General features: G+C 64.0%; 19 protein-coding genes. 8 read left to right on the top strand and 11 right to left on the bottom strand.

Annotation, left to right across the window (positions count from 1 at the left end):
- The 5 genes from VGO12_RS20375 to VGO12_RS20355 all read left to right on the top strand — a co-directional run.
- A partial coding sequence (locus VGO12_RS20375; protein ID WP_327514579.1) for an enolase C-terminal domain-like protein occupies positions 1–266 on the top strand: 266 nt, incomplete at its 5' end.
- Entirely contained in the window at positions 263–1,135 is an 873-nt protein-coding gene (locus VGO12_RS20370; RefSeq protein ID WP_327514578.1) for an amidohydrolase family protein, read from the top strand. The genes VGO12_RS20375 and VGO12_RS20370, both read left to right, overlap by 4 nt.
- Positions 1,136–1,259: 124 nt before the next feature.
- Positions 1,260–2,237 carry a TRAP transporter substrate-binding protein gene (locus VGO12_RS20365; RefSeq protein ID WP_327514577.1) on the top strand — a complete coding sequence of 326 codons (978 nt, stop codon included), beginning with the start codon at positions 1,260–1,262 and terminating at the stop codon, positions 2,235–2,237.
- Positions 2,238–2,321: 84 nt separating this feature from the next.
- On the top strand, positions 2,322–2,843 hold the full coding sequence (locus VGO12_RS20360; protein ID WP_327514576.1) for a TRAP transporter small permease: 522 nt from the start codon (positions 2,322–2,324) through the stop codon (positions 2,841–2,843).
- Positions 2,844–4,124 carry a TRAP transporter large permease gene (locus VGO12_RS20355; RefSeq protein ID WP_327514575.1) on the top strand — a complete coding sequence of 427 codons (1,281 nt, stop codon included), beginning with the start codon at positions 2,844–2,846 and terminating at the stop codon, positions 4,122–4,124. It abuts the gene before it with no gap.
- A 64-nt stretch (positions 4,125–4,188) separates the two neighbouring features.
- On the opposite strand, the gene VGO12_RS20350 is transcribed toward VGO12_RS20355, so the two are convergent.
- The 3 genes from VGO12_RS20350 to VGO12_RS20340 form a co-directional block, all read right to left on the bottom strand.
- Positions 4,189–4,521 carry a tetratricopeptide repeat protein gene (locus tag VGO12_RS20350; protein ID WP_327514574.1) on the bottom strand — a complete coding sequence of 111 codons (333 nt, stop codon included), beginning with the start codon at positions 4,519–4,521 and terminating at the stop codon, positions 4,189–4,191.
- Between the two features lie 30 nt (positions 4,522–4,551).
- Entirely contained in the window at positions 4,552–5,148 is a 597-nt protein-coding gene (locus VGO12_RS20345) for a flavin reductase family protein (protein ID WP_327514573.1), read from the bottom strand.
- 146 nt (positions 5,149–5,294) lie between these two features.
- Positions 5,295–5,903, bottom strand: a complete 609-nt coding sequence (locus VGO12_RS20340; RefSeq protein ID WP_327514572.1) for a superoxide dismutase — start codon at positions 5,901–5,903, stop codon at positions 5,295–5,297.
- Positions 5,904–6,068: 165 nt separating this feature from the next.
- Between VGO12_RS20340 and VGO12_RS20335 the strand changes: the two genes are divergently transcribed.
- Entirely contained in the window at positions 6,069–6,698 is a 630-nt protein-coding gene (locus tag VGO12_RS20335; RefSeq protein ID WP_327514581.1) for a metalloregulator ArsR/SmtB family transcription factor, read from the top strand.
- A 67-nt stretch (positions 6,699–6,765) separates the two neighbouring features.
- Here VGO12_RS20335 and VGO12_RS20330 read toward each other — a convergent pair whose 3' ends face one another.
- The 8 genes from VGO12_RS20330 to VGO12_RS20295 all read right to left on the bottom strand — a co-directional run bounded on the left by VGO12_RS20330 (position 6,766) and on the right by VGO12_RS20295 (position 16,602).
- The gene (locus VGO12_RS20330) at positions 6,766–7,533 is read right to left on the bottom strand and encodes a 3-hydroxyacyl-CoA dehydrogenase (RefSeq protein ID WP_327514571.1); all 768 of its coding nucleotides are present in this window, start codon (positions 7,531–7,533) and stop codon (positions 6,766–6,768) included.
- 105 nt (positions 7,534–7,638) lie between these two features.
- A complete protein-coding gene (locus VGO12_RS20325) occupies positions 7,639–7,959 on the bottom strand; it encodes a FliM/FliN family flagellar motor switch protein (RefSeq protein ID WP_327514570.1) in 321 nt (106 codons plus the stop codon).
- A 155-nt stretch (positions 7,960–8,114) separates the two neighbouring features.
- Positions 8,115–8,336, bottom strand: a complete 222-nt coding sequence (locus VGO12_RS20320; RefSeq protein WP_327514569.1) for a hypothetical protein — start codon at positions 8,334–8,336, stop codon at positions 8,115–8,117.
- Positions 8,337–8,705: 369 nt separating this feature from the next.
- Positions 8,706–9,035: a hypothetical protein gene (locus VGO12_RS20315; RefSeq protein ID WP_327514568.1), complete on the bottom strand. Its 330-nt coding sequence runs from the start codon at positions 9,033–9,035 to the stop codon at positions 8,706–8,708.
- Positions 9,032–9,808, bottom strand: coding sequence for a DUF899 domain-containing protein (locus tag VGO12_RS20310; protein WP_327514580.1), 777 nt, complete (start codon positions 9,806–9,808; stop codon positions 9,032–9,034). Before VGO12_RS20310 ends, VGO12_RS20315 begins: the two co-directional genes overlap by 4 nt.
- Positions 9,809–9,990: 182 nt before the next feature.
- Positions 9,991–11,997: a CHASE2 domain-containing protein gene (locus VGO12_RS20305; protein ID WP_327514567.1), complete on the bottom strand. Its 2,007-nt coding sequence runs from the start codon at positions 11,995–11,997 to the stop codon at positions 9,991–9,993.
- Complete coding sequence (locus VGO12_RS20300) at positions 11,997–15,653, bottom strand: FecR domain-containing protein (protein ID WP_327514566.1); 3,657 nt, start codon at positions 15,651–15,653, stop codon at positions 11,997–11,999. The genes VGO12_RS20305 and VGO12_RS20300 overlap by 1 nt, the downstream gene beginning before the upstream one ends.
- Before the next feature lie 262 nt (positions 15,654–15,915).
- Positions 15,916–16,602, bottom strand: coding sequence for a GntR family transcriptional regulator (locus tag VGO12_RS20295; RefSeq protein ID WP_327514565.1), 687 nt, complete (start codon positions 16,600–16,602; stop codon positions 15,916–15,918).
- Between the two features lie 201 nt (positions 16,603–16,803).
- On the opposite strand from VGO12_RS20295, the gene VGO12_RS20290 reads away from it, so the two are divergent.
- Entirely contained in the window at positions 16,804–17,847 is a 1,044-nt protein-coding gene (locus VGO12_RS20290; RefSeq protein ID WP_327514564.1) for a 4-hydroxythreonine-4-phosphate dehydrogenase PdxA, read from the top strand.
- Between the two features lie 76 nt (positions 17,848–17,923).
- Positions 17,924–18,715: Bug family tripartite tricarboxylate transporter substrate binding protein (locus tag VGO12_RS20285; RefSeq protein ID WP_327514563.1), on the top strand; the 792-nt coding region annotated here is incomplete at its 3' end.

Below are 18,715 nucleotides of genomic sequence, written 5' to 3'. Positions count from 1 at the left end.
TCGTGCCGCATGTCTGGGGCACGGGCGTTCACCTTGCCGCGGCGCTGCAGTTCATGGCGACGATGACGCCGGATCCCGTCCGCGTGAAGCCGATCGAGCCGATCATGGAGTTCGATCGCACGGAGAACCCGTTCCGCCAGGCGGTTCTCTCGACGCCGATCGAGGCGGTGGGTGGCGTGGTCGCCATTCCCGATGCGCCTGGCCTTGGCATCGAGATCAATCGCGATGCACTTGCCGAATTCAAGATGCCCGAGATGCCGCGATGATCGAGCGAACCCTGTCCGGCCGACCGCCTGAAAATCGCCTGCCCCGGGGTGCGGTCGATGCGCAGATGCACATGTACCTGCCGGGCTTTCCGGCACGTCCCGGCGGTCCGCCCTTGCCGGAAGAGCCGCTGCCGGATGCAGGCGCCTATCGCCAGGTGATGGACTGGCTCGGCATCGACAGGGTGATCATCACCCAGGGCAATGCCCACCAGAAAGACAACGCCAACACGCTTGCCTGTGTCGCCGCGATGGGCGACAGGGCGCGGGCCGTCGTCGTGATCGACGACGAAACGTCGGATGTCGACATGCAGCGCCTTTCCGATGCCGGCGCCGTCGGCGCGCGCATCATGGACCTGCCGGGCGGGGCGGTCAGCCTTGAGGCGCTGGAAGCGGTCGATGGGCGCGCGCATGCCGCGAACTGGATGATCGCCGTTCAGTTCGACGGCAACCGCCTGCCCGACCACCTGCCGCGCCTGGAACGGATCCGGTCGCGCTGGGTCCTCGACCACCACGGCAAGTTCTTTGCCGGCGCCGACCCGGACGGGCCGGAGATCGCAGCACTTCTGAAGCTGATCGACCGCGGCAATGTCTGGTTCAAGTTCGCCGGCGTCTACGAGAGCGCCAGGGAAGGCTGGCCCTATGCGGATGTGGGCGCCTTCTCGCGCAAGGTTGCCGGACATGCCCCGGACCGCATCGTCTGGGGCACGAACTGGCCACACAACATGATCCGCAAGACCGAAGACTATCCCGATGACGCGCGGCTCGCCGACCTGGTGCTCGGCTGGCTGCCAGACGATCGGGCGCGGCATCTCGCGCTCGTCGAGAACCCAGAGCAGCTTTTCGCACTGCCGGCATTCGCCGGGACGTGACTTCGGCCGGCGCGTCAAGCGCTGTCGGCCGAACCCCATGGATACACGGAATTCGCATGCCGGCCCGGACGGGCAAACCGCGGCCTTGGGAGAGGCCGACGCAGGATCAGAGGAGGAGGAAGACATGAAGAAAATTGCAGGCATGCTTTGCGTCGCAATGGGGCTGGCGTTTGCCGGCACGGCGGCGCAGGCGCAGGAAATCACCCTGCGATCGGCCGACATTCATCCGGACGGCTATCCGACGGTCGAGGCGGTCAAGTACATGGGGCAGTTGCTCGCCGAGCGCAGCAACGGCCGCATCAAGGTCGAGGTCATGAACAACGGCGTGCTGGGCGGTGAGAAAGACACCATCGAGCAGACCCGTTTCGGCGTCATTGACATGAACCGCGTGAATGCTGCGCCGTTCAACAACCTGGTCAAGGAGACGATGGTCCTTGGCATGCCGTTCCTGTTCCGCTCGACCGAGCACATGCACAAGACGGTGGACGGCCCGATCGGCGACGAGATCCTGGCCGCCTTCGAGCCGCACGGACTGATCGGCCTTGCCTTTTACGATTCCGGTGCGCGCTCGTTCTACACGACGAAGAAGCCGATCGAGAAGCTCGCCGACCTCAAGGGCCTGAAGATCCGGGTGCAGCAATCCGATCTGTGGATCGCCATGATGCAGGCCTTCGGCGCCAATCCGACGCCCATGCCCATGGGCGAGGTCTATTCGTCGCTTGAAACCGGCGTTGTCGACGGCGCCGAAAACAATTGGCCGTCCTACGAGTCCGCCCGGCATTTCGAGGTGGCCAAGAACTACTCGCTCACCGAACATTCCCTCAATCCGGAAATCCTGGTGATCTCGAAGGTATCCTGGGACAAGCTTTCTGCCGATGATCAGGCGCTCGTCCGCCAGGCGGCCAAGGACTCCGTCGGCAAGATGCGCGAACTGTGGAGCGCACGCGAGAAGGTCTCGGAAGAGAAGGTTCGCGCCGCCGGCACCAACGTCATCAAGGTCGACAAGGAAGAATTCGCCGCCGCCATGGGGCCGGTCTACGACAAGTTCGTCAGCGATCCGAAGCTGAAGGACCTTCTCGAGCGGGTGAAGGCGGTCAAGTGATGCAGAAGGGAGACCGGCTTTCCAGTGAAGCCGGTCTCCCTTCTGCCGAACGGATTGCTTCTGCCTTGAGGAGGAGGAAGACACATGCGTCGTTTCATGCGGGCGGTACGTCCGTTTCTTGGCGGCTTGAGCCGCGCGTCGCTCGGCATTGCCGGCATCGGCATGGTCGCCATGACGCTGATCGTCGGCTGGCAGGTCTTTGCCCGCTATGTTCTCAATGATTCACCGAGCTGGTCGGAACCGCTGTCGCTGCATCTCATGGCCTGGTTCATCATGCTCGGCGCGGCCGTCGGCGTGCGCGAAAGCGTGCATCTCGGGCTCGATGTCGTCAGGCACGTGATGAAGCCGTCCGTGCAGCTTGCGATGGATCTGACGAGCCTCGGCCTGATCGTCGTCTTCGGATTGGCCATGGCCTATTACGGCATCCTGCTTTCGGCCGGGACCTGGACCGCAACCATTCCGGTGCTCGGCTGGCCGGGCGGTGTCGACTTTTTTCCGCTGATCGTCGGTGGCGCGATGATTGCGCTCTTTGCCGCCGAACGCTTCATCGACCAGCTTCTCGGCGTCGAGATCGCCGCCGATGTCGCCGTGCAGGAGATGGCCTGAATGGCTTACACGGTTCTCTTCGGGGTCTTCACCCTGCTCATGTTCATCGGCATGCCGATCGCGTTCTGCCTTGGCATCGCGTCCTTTGCGACCGTGCTTTACCTCGGTCTGCCGCCGGTCGTCGTCTTCCAGCAATTAAACTCCGGCATGAACGTCTTTGCCATGATGGCGATCCCGTTCTTCATCTTTGCCGGTGACCTCATGGTGCGCGGCGGCATCGCCAACCGGCTGATCCGCTTTGCCGCCGGCCTCGTCGGGCATCTGCGCGGCGGGCTCGGTCAGGTCAACATCGTCGCCTCGACGCTGTTCGGCGGCATCTCGGGCTCGGCGGTTGCCGATGCGTCCGCCGTCGGCGGGCTGATGATCCCGCAGATGGCCAAGCGTGGCTATGACCGCGACTACGCCGTCAACGTCACGGTCAACGCTGCGATCATCGCGCTGATGATTCCGCCCTCGCACAACATGATCCTCTATTCGATCGCCGCCGGCGGAAATGTCTCGGTCGCCGATCTCTTTACCGCCGGCATCATTCCCGGCCTGCTCCTCGCGCTCGCGCTGATGGTCACGGCCTATGTCGTGGCGCGGCGGCGTGGCTATCCGGCAGAGCCTTTCCCCGGCTTTTCCAAGGTCTTCTACTACCTGCTTGCCTCTTTCCCCGGCATCGTGCTCATCGGCATCATCTTCGGCGGCGTGCGCTCCGGCGTCTTCACCGCAACCGAAAGCTCCTGCATTGCCGTGCTCTACGCCTTCCTGGTGGCGATGCTGGTTTATCGCGAGCTCGACTGGAGGGGCTTCGTCGAGGCGGTCATGGGGGCGGTGCGCACCACCGCGATGGTGCTCCTCGTCATCGGCATGGCGGCGTCGTTCGGCTGGCTGATGGCCTTCCTGCAGGTACAGGCCCTGATGATCGATGCGATCGGTGCGATCTCGGAAAATCCGATCATCGTGCTGCTCGTCATCAACATCATCCTGTTGATCCTCGGCACCTTCATGGACATGGCGCCGATGGTGATCATCTGCACGCCCGTGCTGCTGCCTGTCGTGAAAGCCTTCGGGATCGACCCCGTGCATTTCGGCGTGGTGATGATCCTGAATGCCGGCATCGGTCTCAACACCCCACCGGTCGGAACGGTGCTCTTCGTCGGCTGCGCCGTGGGCGGCATTACCATTCGCGAGGCGATGCGCACGATCTGGCCGTTCTTCGGCGCCAGTATCGCCGTCCTGATGGCCGTGACCTACATTCCGGCGCTGTCGCTCTGGCTGCCGTCGGTGTTCAGGTGAGTTGCCAAGACCCTGTCGGATCGGCTTTTGCCGGTCCGGCCGGGTTCATCTTAGGGGGCGACGATCATTCGTTTCCGTTGGCGGCGATACACTGGCGTTCGAGCCGTTTCACGAAGACGCCGATCTCGCGTGCCGCCTGCAGGTCGCCGTTCTGTTCCGCCACCGTCCGGCCCTTTCGCCAGACGTCCAGTGCCTCTTCGAACCGGCCGAGCTTGTGAAGGATGGCGCCCTGCAGCTTCCAGGCGGCGGAATAGTTCGGATTGTGGGCGATCGCGCGCTGCACATGGGCAAGGGCGGTTTCGCATTCGCCATCCTGCAGGCAGGCGTTCGCCAAGGTGAAGCGCAGCAGGGCGTCGTCCTTGCCCTCCAGCAACAGCTTCTCGAGAACTTGCCGCATGGCTGGCGCTCCTTCTCTTTCTCTGCCGGCTCAGGCCGCGGGTTTTCTTGATGACGGAAGGGCGTGCTGGGTCTCACCCGGCGCCGCTGGCGACCTTGCCTTTTCAAGAGACTGATACCGCCGCCGGCTCCAGATCAAGGGGGCAACATGGGTCGAAGCCTCGGTTGCGACAATTGTTCCGACGAACAGCGTATGGTCACCCAGCTGTACGGAAGCGCTCAGCACACAGTCGAGGGCGGCGTTCGCGGCCAAAAGCTTCGGTCGACCGCTCGGCCAATCGGCCCACACGCCGACGAGATAGCGCTTGGGAGCTTCGATCATGCCGGCAAACGCATCGGCGATCAGCTCCTGGCCCTCCGCGAGCACGGCCAGCGCGAAGCCTTGTTCAGCCAGGATCAAGGCGGCAAGCGGACTGGCGGTCCTGATCGACACCACGATCGACGGCGGATGGGCGGTAAGCGAGAATGTGGCAGTTACGGTTCTGCCGAGGCTTTCGCTGCCGCTACCGGCACTGACCACGCAGACCGTCGCAGCGAGATGCGACAGCGCATCGGCGAAATCCTGCTTCGATACGGCCAGGTCGGCGTGGGCGTCGATATCAACGGTCGGCGATGGTGTCTTGCGCATGGTCCGGTTCCGGCAGTGGGATCGCCCGTGGCAGCGGGGACGTTGCCACGGGGCTGCAGCAGTCGAGGCTCAGGCGGCAAGGACTGCTGCAATGTCTTGGCGCGCCGCCCCGAACCTATGCTCGGTGCGCGGCGCTCCTCAGGCCGTCAGGCCGCCTTCAGCTCCGCTTCGGCAAACTCGTAGTTCGCAAGCTTGTCGAGGAAGTTCGTGGTGTAGTCCGGGCGGCGGTTGCGGTAGTCGATGTAGTAGGCGTGTTCCCACACGTCGAGCCCGAGCAGTGCCGTGCCTTCGTTGGTGGCAACCGGGTTGGAGCCATTGGCGGTCTTGGTGACCTTCAGCTTGCCGTCCTGGCCGAGCACGAGCCAGGCCCAGCCGGAGCCGAACTGGCCGGTGGCGGCCGCCTTGAACGCCTCCTTGAAGGCCGCGACGCTGCCGAAGTCTTCCGTGAGTTTCTTCTCGAGCGTTCCGGGGATCTGTCCGCCCTTGGGCGAAAGGTTGTTCCAGAAGAGAATGTGGTTCCAGTGCTGGCCGGCATTGTTGAAGACCGGCGCCAGCTCGGGCCGGCCGTTGCCGAGGCGAATGATCTCTTCGAGCGACAGGCCGGCGAGCGAGGCGTCCTTCTCGACGAAGCCGTTCAGTGCCGTGACATAGGCCAGGTGATGCTTGCCGTGGTGGAACTCGATCGTCTCGGCGCTCATGCCGTTTTCGGCGAGCGCGCCCGGGGCATAGGGGAGGGCGGGAAGTTCGAAAGCCATGGTCAGTTCCTTTGCGAGTGACAATCCCGTTGGATCACTTGTCTCCAAAAGGATGAGGGTGTATTTAGCAAGGTAAGTCTTTGTAAAACCGCGCGCAGGAATATGTCAAGCGATCACTTGTTAAATCCAGAGCAAAGCGGCGGCCGCACGCCGGGCGAACGCATCCTGCTGGCCCTGAAACTGCACGGACCACAGACGGCGGCTGGCCTCGGCAAGCGCCTTGCCATCACCGGAGAAGCCGTGCGCCAGCAATTGGTCCGGCTTGCCGACGACGGCGAGGTGACGTCGTGGTCCGAGGCGAAAGGCGTAGGGCGTCCCTCGCAGTTCTGGGGGCTGACGGCGCTTGGGCATGCGGCGTTTCCCGACACCCATGCGGAACTCACGGTGCAATTGTTGCGGACCATCCGGCTGACGCTCGGCGACGCCGCGATCGACACGTTGATTTCGGCGCGCGAGGAAGAGACCCGGCAAAACTATCTCAGGGCGATGGAGGGCAAGAGCCTGCGCGAGCGGGTGGGCGAACTCGTGCGGTTGCGGTCGCAGGAGGGCTACATGGCGGCGGTGGAGGAGCCGGGTGATGGCACGCTGCTCTTTGTCGAGAACCATTGCCCGATCTGTGCTGCGGCCACCAGTTGCCAGGGTTTCTGCCGGGCGGAACTCGCCGTGTTCCGCGACGTGATGGGCCCGGATGTCGAGGTCGAGCGCGCCGAGCATATTCTCGCCGGCGCGCGCCGCTGCGCCTACGTCGTCAGGCCCGCGGGTACAGGCGCTGTGCCGGCCGCCTCCGCCCTCTGACGCTGCCCGGCCTCGGCCGGGCGTAGCGCCAATCCCGAAAATCTCAGCGAGTAGCCACGCAAAACACTCAGCGCGCGCCCATGCGCAGGGCGCCGTCGAGGCGGATGACCTCGCCATTCAGCATGCGGTTCTCGCAGATGTGCTGCACGAGTGCGGCAAATTCCTCGGGTTTTCCGAGCCGTTGCGGGAAGGGTACGCTCTTGCCGAGCGAATCCTGCACTTCCTGCGGCATGCCCGCCATCATCGGCGTTTCGAAGATGCCGGGTGCGATGGCAACGACGCGGATGCCGTGGCGGGCGAGCTCGCGGGCGATCGGCAAGGTCATCGAGACGACGCCGCCCTTGGAGGCGGCATAGGCTGCTTGCCCGATCTGGCCGTCAAAGGCGGCGACTGACGCGGTGTTGATGACCACGCCGCGTTCGCCATCCTCACCCGGCTCTTCCCGCTGGATCGCCTCGGCGGCGAGCCTCAGCATGTTGAAGCTGCCGATCAGGTTGATGCCGACCGCACGGGCGAAATTCTCAAGCCGATGCGGCCCGTCGCGGCCGAGAACCTTTTCTCCCGGCGCAATGCCCGCACAGTTGACCAGCCCATGAAGATGGCCGAAGCGCTGAAGGGCGGCCGACACGGCGTTTGCCCCATCGGTTTCATTGGTGACATCGGTCTTCATGAAGATGGCATTGCCGCCAAGGTCCCCGGCCATCTTCTCGCCGGCTTCAGCGTTGATGTCGGCGAGCACCACGCGAGCGCCCGCGCCATGCAGCCGCCGCGCCACGGCCGCGCCAAGACCCGAACCGCCGCCTGTCACGATAAAGACTTTTCCGTCGATCAGCATCTGAGGCTCCTCCCGTAGCGCATCCTGTCGTTGCCTATCGACATAGCGTCGCGAGCCACGGATGCCAAGACGGGCGCAGTCGCTGCCGGGTCCAACTGCCCGAGACTAGCGGGCAGGGATCGGGGTGATTTCGATGATCTTGATGCCGATCGCGTTGGTGGCTTCGTCGAAGACGATCTCGCCGCGGCCGATGACCATGCCGTTGACCTTGAGTTCGACGGGTTCGCCGAAATTGCGGTCGAGGTGGATCGTATCGTCCTGATGGAGTTTCGAGATCTGCGACACCGTCAGCTTGGCACGGCCGATCACGGCTTCGATCGCCAGCGGAATTCCCTGAACGGCGCGCTCGCTCATCACCGACCGGTTTTCGAACTGAACGCCCTCGTCGAGCTCGACCAGCTCATTCTGTAGCTGCCTGTTGATCATTTTGCACCATCCAAAGCACTGATTCACGACTCTTTAACAAAGAGTTGCGCCAGTTCGCCCTGGGGTGCAACCGTGCCTAAATGGGGGTCCCGCTTGCCTCGCAAGCGAAGGTTAATGAGCCGTTAACATCCACAATGCGTGGGCCCCCGGAGGCCTCAAAGCGTCACCGCCGTCCAATTTCCGTCCCGTTTCTGGAATCCGATCGTGCGGCGGCCGTCCGGCAATTTGTCGCCGAGGCGCACGACATAGACGTAACCTTCATAGACCATCAGTCCGCGATCGCCGTCGCTGAACAGGATCTGGAAATTCGGAAGCGTTCCCGAGATGGAACCTGCGTCGGGCGCAAGTGTTGCCGTGTCGAGGGCAACCAGTTCCATCGTCGGGTCCTGCGGTCGAGCCAGAAAGTAGAGAGCCGATCCGATGGCTGTAACGCCCAACAGGCCGGCTGCCGCCCAAGGTAGAATGCGGCGTTTGATGGGTGCTGGGGTCGGTTGAGGCGCTGCAACACTCAAGGTCAAATTCCCGATTCGATAGATTTACCAACCGGAACGGTTCACACTCTTAAAGCGACGGGTCCGCATTTGCGGGCCTAATTGCCTGGAAAATCTGCTGATTTTACTTAGTGGAACTGCTCCGAACTTCAAGACGGGAAGGTGCTGGCTCCCCGACTCGAAACAGCATGCCCACTCGGCAACGACAGCGACATATGCGCTTCCCGCGTTTCCACACTTTTTGAGTGTCTTGTCTCACTCCGATCGTCCGCGGCCCGTCGTCGAGAGCCGGAACGCGCGCGATGCGCGCTCCGGGCGAGGGCGGTGAACACCGACCAGGCGCAGCCAGGGGGCGAGATGGACGGCCCCCATCAGGAGATACATGGTGGTCATCCCGCCGACCGCCGTATCCAACCCGCCACCGCAGGCGTTCTGGCCCGGTCCGGCGCCCGGAGCGCCGGACAGAACAGCCATCAGCGTGAAAGCCGGGGCGGCGGCAAGGGTCATCCCGGCGGCTGCAATCCGCGCGACGCTGACGCCGGGCGACCGCGCGTCGCGCGGTTCGCAGCGGACCGTGTCGCTCATGACTGCGGGTCCCGCATCGCCGCCTCTCCGGCATCGGACACTTCGACCCATCGCTGGTCGGGAACGGCGCCTTCGACATAGCTGTCGTTCCAGTTCCACCATTTGTAGGTCGGGGTCTGCGGGTATCCGGCCGGCGAATCCTCCCAGACCTCCTGGCGGCCAAGCGCGGTGATATCGAGATAGTTCCAGGTTCCGCCCATCTGCTCGTCGCCGCGGCTGTTGACGAAATAGGTGCGATAAATCAGGTCGCCGTCACGGAAAAAGACATTGTGGCCATGCCACTCGTCGACACCGAAATCGACGTCGAAGCTGTCGGTGATCGTGTACCACGGCATCGTCCACCCCATGCGCGCCTTCAATCTCTCGATATCGGCCTGCGGTGCGCGCGAGGCAAACACCAGCGTGGTGTCGCGGGCGTTGAGATGGGAGAGGTGGGCAACCTGATCTGCGACCATCGAACAACCCCGGCAGGCGTGCTCGGGCCAGCCATAAACGCCAGGCTCGTAGAAGGCGCGGTAGACGATCAGCTGATGCCGCCCGCCAAAGAGGTCGCGAAGGCTCGTCTTGCCGTCAGGCCCTTCGAACAGGTAGTCCCTGGTCACGGACATCCATGGCATCCGCCGCCGCTCGGCGGCCAACGCATCGCGGGCTCGGGTGTGCGCCTTCTCCTTTGCCAGCAATTCCTGCCGCGCCGCCTCCCACGCCTGCGGCGAGACGATCGCAGGCTTCTGCATGGCAGGCGCGCCGTTCGCCTGTCCGCCGTTTGTGCTCATGTTCATGGTTCTATCTCCTCGCTCGGGCAGTGCCCGACAGCGCGATCGCTGGACGGGCTTGTTGCAACTGTCGGCAGTTTGACAGCGCGATCCGCAGCGAGGGAGTAACAAGTGTGGCGGCATTTGCAGGCGGTGTCACCGGCGGATAGCAAGGGGTCCGCGCGCGCAGCGCCGGGTGCTGCTCATTTCGGCTCGCGCCGGGACGGATCGAGGCGGCTGCGCTCCCGCTCGTAGTAGCGGGCAAGCGGCGGCAGCGCGCTTTTCAGCTGGTCGAAGATCACGTCGTGTACCCTGAGATCCCCGTCGTATTTGGCTCGGACGAAGGCCCGATGACGGTCCAGTGCCTCCTTCTTTGCGCCGACGGCGACCGTGAAGACCGGTGAAACGGCGCTCCGGCCCTTGACCGAAATGCGGTCGAGTTCGGCGATCGGAAAGGATTTCTCCACCAGACGCGCGGTCTCCTCGCCGATGAGCAACGATATGCCGTAGTCCTTTGATGCGCCTTCGAGGCGCGATGCCAGGTTGACGGCATCGCCGAGCGCGGAATAGTCGAACCGCTGATGCGAGCCCATGTTGCCGACGATGCACTCGCCGGTGTTGATGCCGATGCCGATCCTGAGGCTTTGTGCCGGGCGCCGGTCGCGTTTCGCTTCGGCCTCCAGTTCCCGGTTGACCCGCTCGAGGCGCGCAAGCATGTCGAGTGCCGCGCTGACGGCGTGGACAGCGTGGTCGGGATCGTCGAGCGGCGCGTTCCAGAAGGCCATCAGGCAGTCGCCGATATATTTGTCGATCGTGCCGTCCTGCCCGAGCACGGCTTCCGACAACGGTGTCAGCAGCCGGTTGACCAGGGCCGTCAGCCGTTCCGGATCGTCGCGCATCTCCTCGGCGATGGTGGTGAAGCCGCGGATGTCGCAAAAGAGGATCGACAATGTGCGCCGGTCGCCACCCAGTCTCAGATGCGAAGGGTCCCTTGCCAGTCGCTCCACCAGCGCAGGGGAGAGGTACTGCTGGAAGGCGCGGGTGATCTCGTGGCGCCGCCTGCGCTCTTCGGCATAATCGAGGGCCGTCTGGCCGGCGGTCACGGCGAGGAAGGCAAGGCCCGGGCCCAGCGGCGAGATGAAGACGTGGCCGAGGCGAAGGGCGGCATAGCTCGAGGTGATGATGACGGCGGTGGCGCCGAGCCCATACGCCAGCGTGCGCCAACCGGTGGTGCGCAACACCGAAAAGGCGGCGAGAACAGCGGCAAGAGCAATGGCCGCGATCACGGCTGGTCGTGGCGCGCGCTTGACGAACAGGCCGTTTGCCAGATTGTCGTAGATCGTCGCCTGCATCTCGACCCCGGAAACGAGCTTGTTGGAATGGACTGTGTCCGACGTCGTGAAGGCGTCCGCGCCGCCGTCGGCGATCGACGGTGCGTTCTGCAGGCTGAGGCCGACGAGCACGACGCGATCCCTAAAGATGCCTTCGGGCAGAAAATTGTCCGGATCGAGCGCCTGGTAGTAGGAGACGGTCGGATAGGTCCGCGCCGGCCCGAAGACCTGGATCAGGGCGTCGTCCGGCGGCGCCTGTGCCGGCGTTCCCGCGATCTCTGCCAGTGCGACGGCAAAGCCGTCCGGATAATCTGGGATAGCGCGCAACGTGCCGTCGCCACTGAGCTTGACCGAGGCGATGCCGGTTCTGGCGCCCTTGGCGGTAAAGCGGGCCAATGGCTCGGTGCGCACGAACTGGTCTGCCTGGGGCTCCTCGATCAGCGTCTGGTCGCCGGCAAGCACGACATCCGGGCCAAGCGCCTTTTCCAGGTCGTCGTCGTTGCCCGGATTGGTCGAAGGCTCGGCAAAGATGACGTCGATGCCGATCGCGCGGGCGCCGGCCTTGCGAAGTGCGGTGATCAGGCGTGCGTGCAGGGACCGCGGCCATGGCCATTGTCGCCCGATCTCGGCCATCGATGGCTCGTCGATAGCGACGATGATCGGGCCGTCTTCGGGCAGCGGCGGCGTGCCGATGGTCGAGAGATAGTCGAAGCTGCGCAATTCGTTCAGCAGCCAGGCGTTGGTCAAGGTCGCAAGCGAAAGCGCCACGGCAACGAAGGCGGAAAGCGCAAGCAGGGTCAGTGGCCGCTGCCACTGGCCGGGAGAGCCCGTATTGGCGGATTGATCGCTCGAAAGCTGCACGCCGACGCGCTCCTCCATCAGAACCGCACTTTGACCGTGCCCTTGAATGTTGGTCCCCAGCCCGGCAGGCCGTTGCGCAACTCGAAATCCTCGTCGAGCAGATTGAAAGCCGCGAGATCGACCTCGACCTGCTTGTCGAGCGGCTCCCATTGCAGCGCGGCGTCGAGGGTCCAGAAATCGTCGAGCGTCTTGCCGTCACCCGGCCGTGAGCCGACGTAGTTGGCCGCGAGCGTCGCCTTGACGTTGGCCGTGTTGACCCAAGTGAGCGCCACCTGGCCGGTGTTTTCAGGCACGAAGAGCACTTCGGAAAAGCCGCGGCTGTCGTCCTTGACATCAACCTCGGTGTGGGCGGCGGTTATCGCCAGGCCGAAGCCGTGCCCAAGGGCAAAGTTGGTGGTCGCGGCAACCCGGTCGAGCCCGACCTTGGCGTAGTCGCGGTTGATGGTTGACAGCGGCACATCGAGCGAGAACTCGCGCGCGATCTGGTGCTGGTAGTCGAGCGCGGTGAAGAACCAGTCGTTCCATTCTGCGTCCCAGCGCAGCGCCAGCGTATCGACATAGCCCTCGGCGCCGAACCGCAACTGATTGGGCTGCAGGCCGACGATGCCGATCGGCGCGAGCGTTGCGACATCGAAGTTGAGGCCGTCGCGCATGGCGGCTGCCCGCAGCCAATGGCCGTCTGCCGGCGCCCAGGCGATGCCGATCTTCGGCTCGAGGCGGACACCGCCGTCGTTGACCTTCTCGATGTAGCGGCCAAACAGCGCGCCCTCGGCCTTCAGGTCCGGGGTGATCTCGTAGATAGCATCGACATAGGCTTTGGCGACCGTCTGGGTCGCCGAGGTCGACCTTGACAGGAAGACAGGGGCATTGCCGCTGCCGGTTGTTGCTCCGAGTGGGTCGAAGATGTCGATGCTGCTCGACGATCGGACGACGCCGCCCTCGATGCCGTAGCGCCAGGTGAAATCGCCGTCACCATAGAGATGGTTGATGGCGGCAATGTAGGTCTTCTGCTCTTCTTCGCTCCGGCTGGTGGCAAGATCGGGCAAAGGCAGACCCGAGAGGCGGATACGTTCGTGCTCGACGGAATTCTGATCGGAGAAGAACAGGGCCGCATTGGCAATGTTGCGGTAACCGAACGTATGGCTCCAGGCTACGCCCGAGAGCAGCCGGGATGCCGTGTCCTCATTGATGGCGTCGAAATTGAAGGGTGCCAGCGGCGGGGACGGAATACCGAGAATGCTCTTGCTATCGTCGAAGTCGGCATAGTTGGCATAGGCGACAATGCGGTCGTCGGGCGTCGGAGAGGCCGTCAGGTAACCGTTGCTGGCAAGCAGGCGCGCGTCCCGGTCAAGCTCCAGGCCCTGATCGAGCTCGACGGTGTCGCGTGGTTCCTCCCAGTGGATGTTGCCGTAGACGCTGACCGGGAAGGGCTCGTGCGTATAGGCGCGAAGCTCCGACTCGCCGACCCAGCCGGTATGGTCGCTGTCGGCGATGATGCCGCCGCCGAGCGCGGCTTCGAAGAACGGCCGCTGGATCAGATTGGCCGAGCGCTCGCGGCTGACCAGCATATGCGGTTCGATCAGCAGGCCTTGAAAGAACGCCGAAAAGCTCAAGGGATTGGCGGTGTTGACCACCGGGCTGCCGTCGAAGTCGTAGTCGTTGAAAAGCGGATTGACGCTGCCACGCACCGCCTGGTCGACGTAGCTCGAGCCGGTGAAGGCGTCGAAGACGGCGTCGCCGTAATATTGTCCCCAGGCGTTCAGTCCCTGCAGTCGGAAGGCGTCGTTGAGCGTCGAGCCGGCATCCTGGTTGGCGCCAAGGGCTGCATTCTCGCCGCCACGCGCCCGGTATCGGCGCATCAGTTCCTGGGCGTTGCGGATTGCCGCGTCCGAATCGTATTCGTCGATCGCGATCGCCGTTCGCATCTGCATGACGACAGGCTCGTTGGGGTCGAGGCGGTCGGCATTGTCGAGCGCCTGCGCGGCCGGGACGCGGTCGCCCTTTTCGTAGTAGGCGCCGGCGAGCAGCAACTGGGCGCCGGAATAGGCCGGGTTGGATGTGGCACCGGCCAAGAGGTCGTCGATCGCCTTGTCGAGTTCACCGGTCTGCATGTGGTAGCGGCCACGCGCGACCAGCGTCACATCGAAGGATGGATCGGCGGCAAGCGCCTTGTCGATCTCGCGCTTGGCCTCACTCATGCGGTTTTCGGTCAGGTATTGCATGGCGAGGTTGGCATGGGCGACCGGATCCTCCGGATCGAGCGCGATTGCCCGCTTCAGCGCCTCTTCGGCGGCGCGATCGTCGCCGCGCTCTCCCTCGACCAGGCCGAGCGTGTTCCATGCCGTCGACGAACCCGGCGCCGTCTTAATCGCTTCAATCAGATCTGCGCGTGCGCCATCGACCTCGTTTTCGATATGAAGCCGGTAATTGGCGCGGGCTTCCAGTGCGGTCGGATCGTTGGGGTCGATGGCGAATGCCCGGTCGATGCCGTCCAGCACCTCGTCCCGATCGTCGAGCAAAAGGGCGAATTGCGCCCGTGCGGCCGGCAGGGTCGGATCGTCGGGGTATTGCCGCTCGGCCTGCTTGAGGGTCTCGATCGCCGCGCGGATATCGTCCCTGAAACCGATGGTCCAGGCTTTTGCCAGTGCGCCGTAGGCGCCCGCGGTATGGCGTGGCGGCTCTTCGACCCGATCCGGATTGGCAAGCGCGCGGGCAAAGTAGCCGCCATAGGCGGCGACGGCGCGCCGCTTCTGGTCGAGCCCGCGGGCAGCACGGGCAAAGAGTTTTGCCGCGTCGCCGTAGCGCTTTTCGGACCCGGCGATCAGGGCGTCGATGAGGTCGGCGCGTGCAGACTGCGTTCGGCTCAAGGGCTTCCGGCGCGCTTCGGCAAGTGCCGCCTCAGCCTTCTCGCGGCCATCGAGCGATAGATAGATTTCCGCGAGCGTCAGCCATTCCTCGGCGGAACGGGTACCAGCGGGCTTGGCTTCGATGCGCTGCCGCTGGTCGCGCATGTCGGGAACGCGCAGCGGGGTTGCCGGCATCCAGACGAAGGAATCGCGCAGCGACAGATGAAACAGCATCTGTTCGCGGTCTTTCGGATTGACCACCACCACCTTGGAGGGTGCCTTGCCGATCGCTGCGACAGCGCCTTCCCCTTGAGCGACCGTAACGCTGCCCTGGGCATTGCTGAGCTCAACCACGCCTTCAAGAACGATGAGCGAGGTCTTGCCATCGGCGCCGACGGTCAGTGTCCAGTCGGTGCCGCGGATGGCAGCGGTCGCCGCGGGGGTGTCGATCGCCAGGCCCTGGCCGCCGCGTTCTGCGCGGGCCCAGATCGTGCCGGATTCCAGCGCGAGACTGGCGTCGCCGTTCGGTCCCATCCGCTTGACGCGAAGCGCCGTGTTTCGGCCGAGCCGGATCTGGGTGTGATCGGAAAACAGCACCGCGAGCGCGCCGGTCGCATTGGTGCGCAGGACGTCACCGGACAAAAGGTCCTGGGCAAGATCGACAAAGCGCCAGTTGGAGACGTCGACGAAGCGCACTTCCTCGCCCGATTTGCGGGCGATGACCGAGCCGGCGACAGGCGGCGTGCGCTGCAACGGTTCAGCGACCGCTGCCCCAGGACAGAGCAATGCCGCTGTCGCGAGCAAGACCCGACGCCACTGTCGCCCCATGTTCGTTCCCCGTCTCCACCGCCCGGGATCAGGGGAATTTCGGGGACGTCAAAAGTCAAGAGTATTCGAATATTCGAAGTTGTTTTCCAAGCTCTGTGTCTTATTTGGGAAACAGCTTCGCTAGGTAATATTTCCGGCCCGCAAACCCCTTCGTTGTCTGCCGGTTGCTTGCGCTGACCTGAGGCGGTGCTGGAAACGACTGCGGCCACCCCTTGGGGTGGCCGGCAAGCGGCGAGGCGGCAAAAGCGCGACGCCTGGAGTGTCAGACCGCGGACTTCACCCGTTCCCAGGCGTTCGTCAGATGGCGGCACAGAACTTCTGAAAGCCGGTCCTTGTCGCGGGATTCCAGCGCCAGGATCATTTCGTCATGTTCGGCGACGGATGCGGCCCATTTCTCGGGACCCTCGTGGCCGATGAAGCGAATGCGCTTCAGCCGGGTCTGCAAGACGCCGTGCATGTCCGCAAGGGGGGCGTTTTCCGACAGCTGGACAATGGCCGAGTGTATCTGCTGGTTTAGCTTGTAATACTGCAGCCGTTCTCCCGCCTTGTAGCGGCGCACCATCTCGTCGTGCATGGCGCGAACTTCGGCAATGCCAGCATCGCTTGCGGCGTCGCAGGCGAGGCGGCCTGCCAGCTCCTCGAGCGTGCGCAGCACTGTCAGCATGTCGCGAATATCCTTGGCGCTGAAGCGTTTGACGACGGCGCCCCGGCTCGGCACGAGCTCCACCAGGCCTTCACTGGCGAGATACTTGATGGCTTCGCGCAGAGGCGTGCGCGAAACGCCGAGCTGCTCGCCAAGCTGGCCTTCGTGCAGCCGCGTGCCGGGAGACAGATCGCCCTCGATGATCATGTCGCGCAGATGCGTGACCAGCGTGTCGTGCAGCGCGGTGCGCCGGATGGGGCCCGGCCCGCCACCGGGACGTTTCTCCAGGGGTGTGATTTCGTTCATCGTTTCGCTTCTGCGTCTGGCGACTGGGCGTCGTCCGTCTGTTCCCGTTCGCGCCGATTGAATCAGCGCTGTCTGATTAAAGCATGGAGATCGTGCCCAGCAGCGTCAACAGAAAATGCTGCATACAGAATACAAAAGACTTGATGCAGAATTTTGAATAACGTATGACAGCGACAACGAATGAAGTGGAGGACATCTCACATGACGACCAACGGTGCTGCCGGTAACGGCGCGCGTCCTGTCATTGCGCTCGCTATGGGCGATCCGGCTGGCATCAGCCCGGAGCTCACCGCAAAGCTGCTGGCGCTTTCCGACATTCGCGAAGCGGCCCACATCATCACGATCGGCGACCGTCGGATCCTGGACGAGGGCGCGCGCATCGCCGGCGTCACGCTCGATCTCGCGCCTTCGACCCTGGAGGGCCTTGAGGCTGCCGGGACCGAGCGCCATGTGTTCGTCGATCTTGCTCACCTTGATCCGGCCGATGTCGTTCGCGGCGAGGCGACCCTTGCTGGTGGCACGTTCGCAACAACCAACTTCCGCGCCGCCCTCGAGCTGGCGCATGCCGGCAAGGCCGACGCGGTCTGCTTCACGCCCTTCAACAAGAAGGCGATGCGTTTTGCCTATCCGGGCTATGACGACGAAATCCGTTTCGTCTCCGACGTCCTGAGCTTCACCGGCAAGATCCGCGAGTTCAACGTGCTCGAGAAGGTCTGGAACGCCCGCGTCACCTCGCACATCCCGATCAAGGAAGTGGCCGACAATCTGTCGGTCGAGGCGATCCTTGCCGAGCTCGAGCTGACCCAGAACTGCCTCAAGGAGGCCGGTTACAGCGAGGCGAAGATCGCTGTCGCGGGTCTCAACCCGCACGCCGGCGACGGCGGCAGCTTCGGCATGGAAGAGATCGACATCATCGAGCCGGCGGTCGAGAAGGCCAAGGCGCTCGGCTTCAACGTCGACGGACCGTTCCCGGCCGACACGGTCTTCGGCCGCGCGCTGAAGGAAGGCTATAACGCCGTCATGACCATGTATCACGACCAGGGCCAGATCGCGATGAAGCTGATCGGCTTCGACAAGGGCGTGACCATGATGGGCGGCCTGCCGTTCCCGCTCTGCACGCCGGCCCACGGCACGGCCTATGACATTGCCGGCAAGGGCATCGCCGATGTCGGCGCCAGCCGCGAAGCGCTGCTTCTGGCCGTGCGCATGGCGAAGAAAAAGGCAGCCCTCAAGGCGGCCGCCTGATTTCGTACGCTTTCAAGCAATAACGGCGCAGGAGGAGGTCTTGCGCCGAAGAGCCACACATAACGGGAGGACCCGCATGAAGAATACCGTCTCCATCGCATGCATCATGGCAGCCGTTTTCGGCGTTGCCGCTCCGGCCGCTGCTTTCGAGCCCGACCGTCCGGTTGAATTCGTCGTCACTGCCGGCCCGGGCGGCGGCACCGACATCTTCGCCCGCACCATCCAGGCGATCATCGGCAAGTACGAATTGATGAAGGCTCCGGTCGTCGTCACCAACAAGGGCAGCGCCGGTGGCGCCGAAGGCTTCGTTTACACCGCGACCAACAAGGGCGACGCCTACAAGCTCGCTTTCGGCACCAACAATGCCTATCTGCTGCCGGTTCGTGCCAAGGTTCCCTACAAGGCCGAAGACCTGACGCCGGTGGCGGCGCTCGCTTCCGACGAGTTCATCCTCTGGGTCAACGGCAAGGCCTCCTACAACACCGCGGCCGACTTTGCTGCCAAGGCCAAGGAAGGCGGTCTGAAGATCGGCGGAAGCCAGTCGAAGGACGTCGACCAGATCCTCACCTCGATGATCAACGAGGCGACCGGCTCGACCATCAACTACATCCCGTTCAAGAGCGGCGGCGAAGCGGCCGTCCAGCTTGCCGGCGAACACCTCGACGCCAACGTCAACAACCCGAGCGAAAACCTCGGCCAGTGGCAGGCCGGCATGGTCAAGCCGCTCTGCGTCTTCAAGAGCGTCAAGCTCACCAACGACGCCAAGGTTGCCGGCGACAAGGGCTGGAGCGACATCCCGACCTGCAAGGAACAGGGCATCGCCATCGACAACTACTCGATGCCGCGCACCGTGTGGCTTCCGGCCGGC

It is taken from the genome of Ensifer sp. (assembly GCF_035999135.1).
GTDB lineage: Bacteria > Pseudomonadota > Alphaproteobacteria > Rhizobiales > Rhizobiaceae > Ensifer.
Note: the sequence above shows the minus strand (reverse complement) of the source record. Positions and strands in the feature narration are given on the sequence as shown.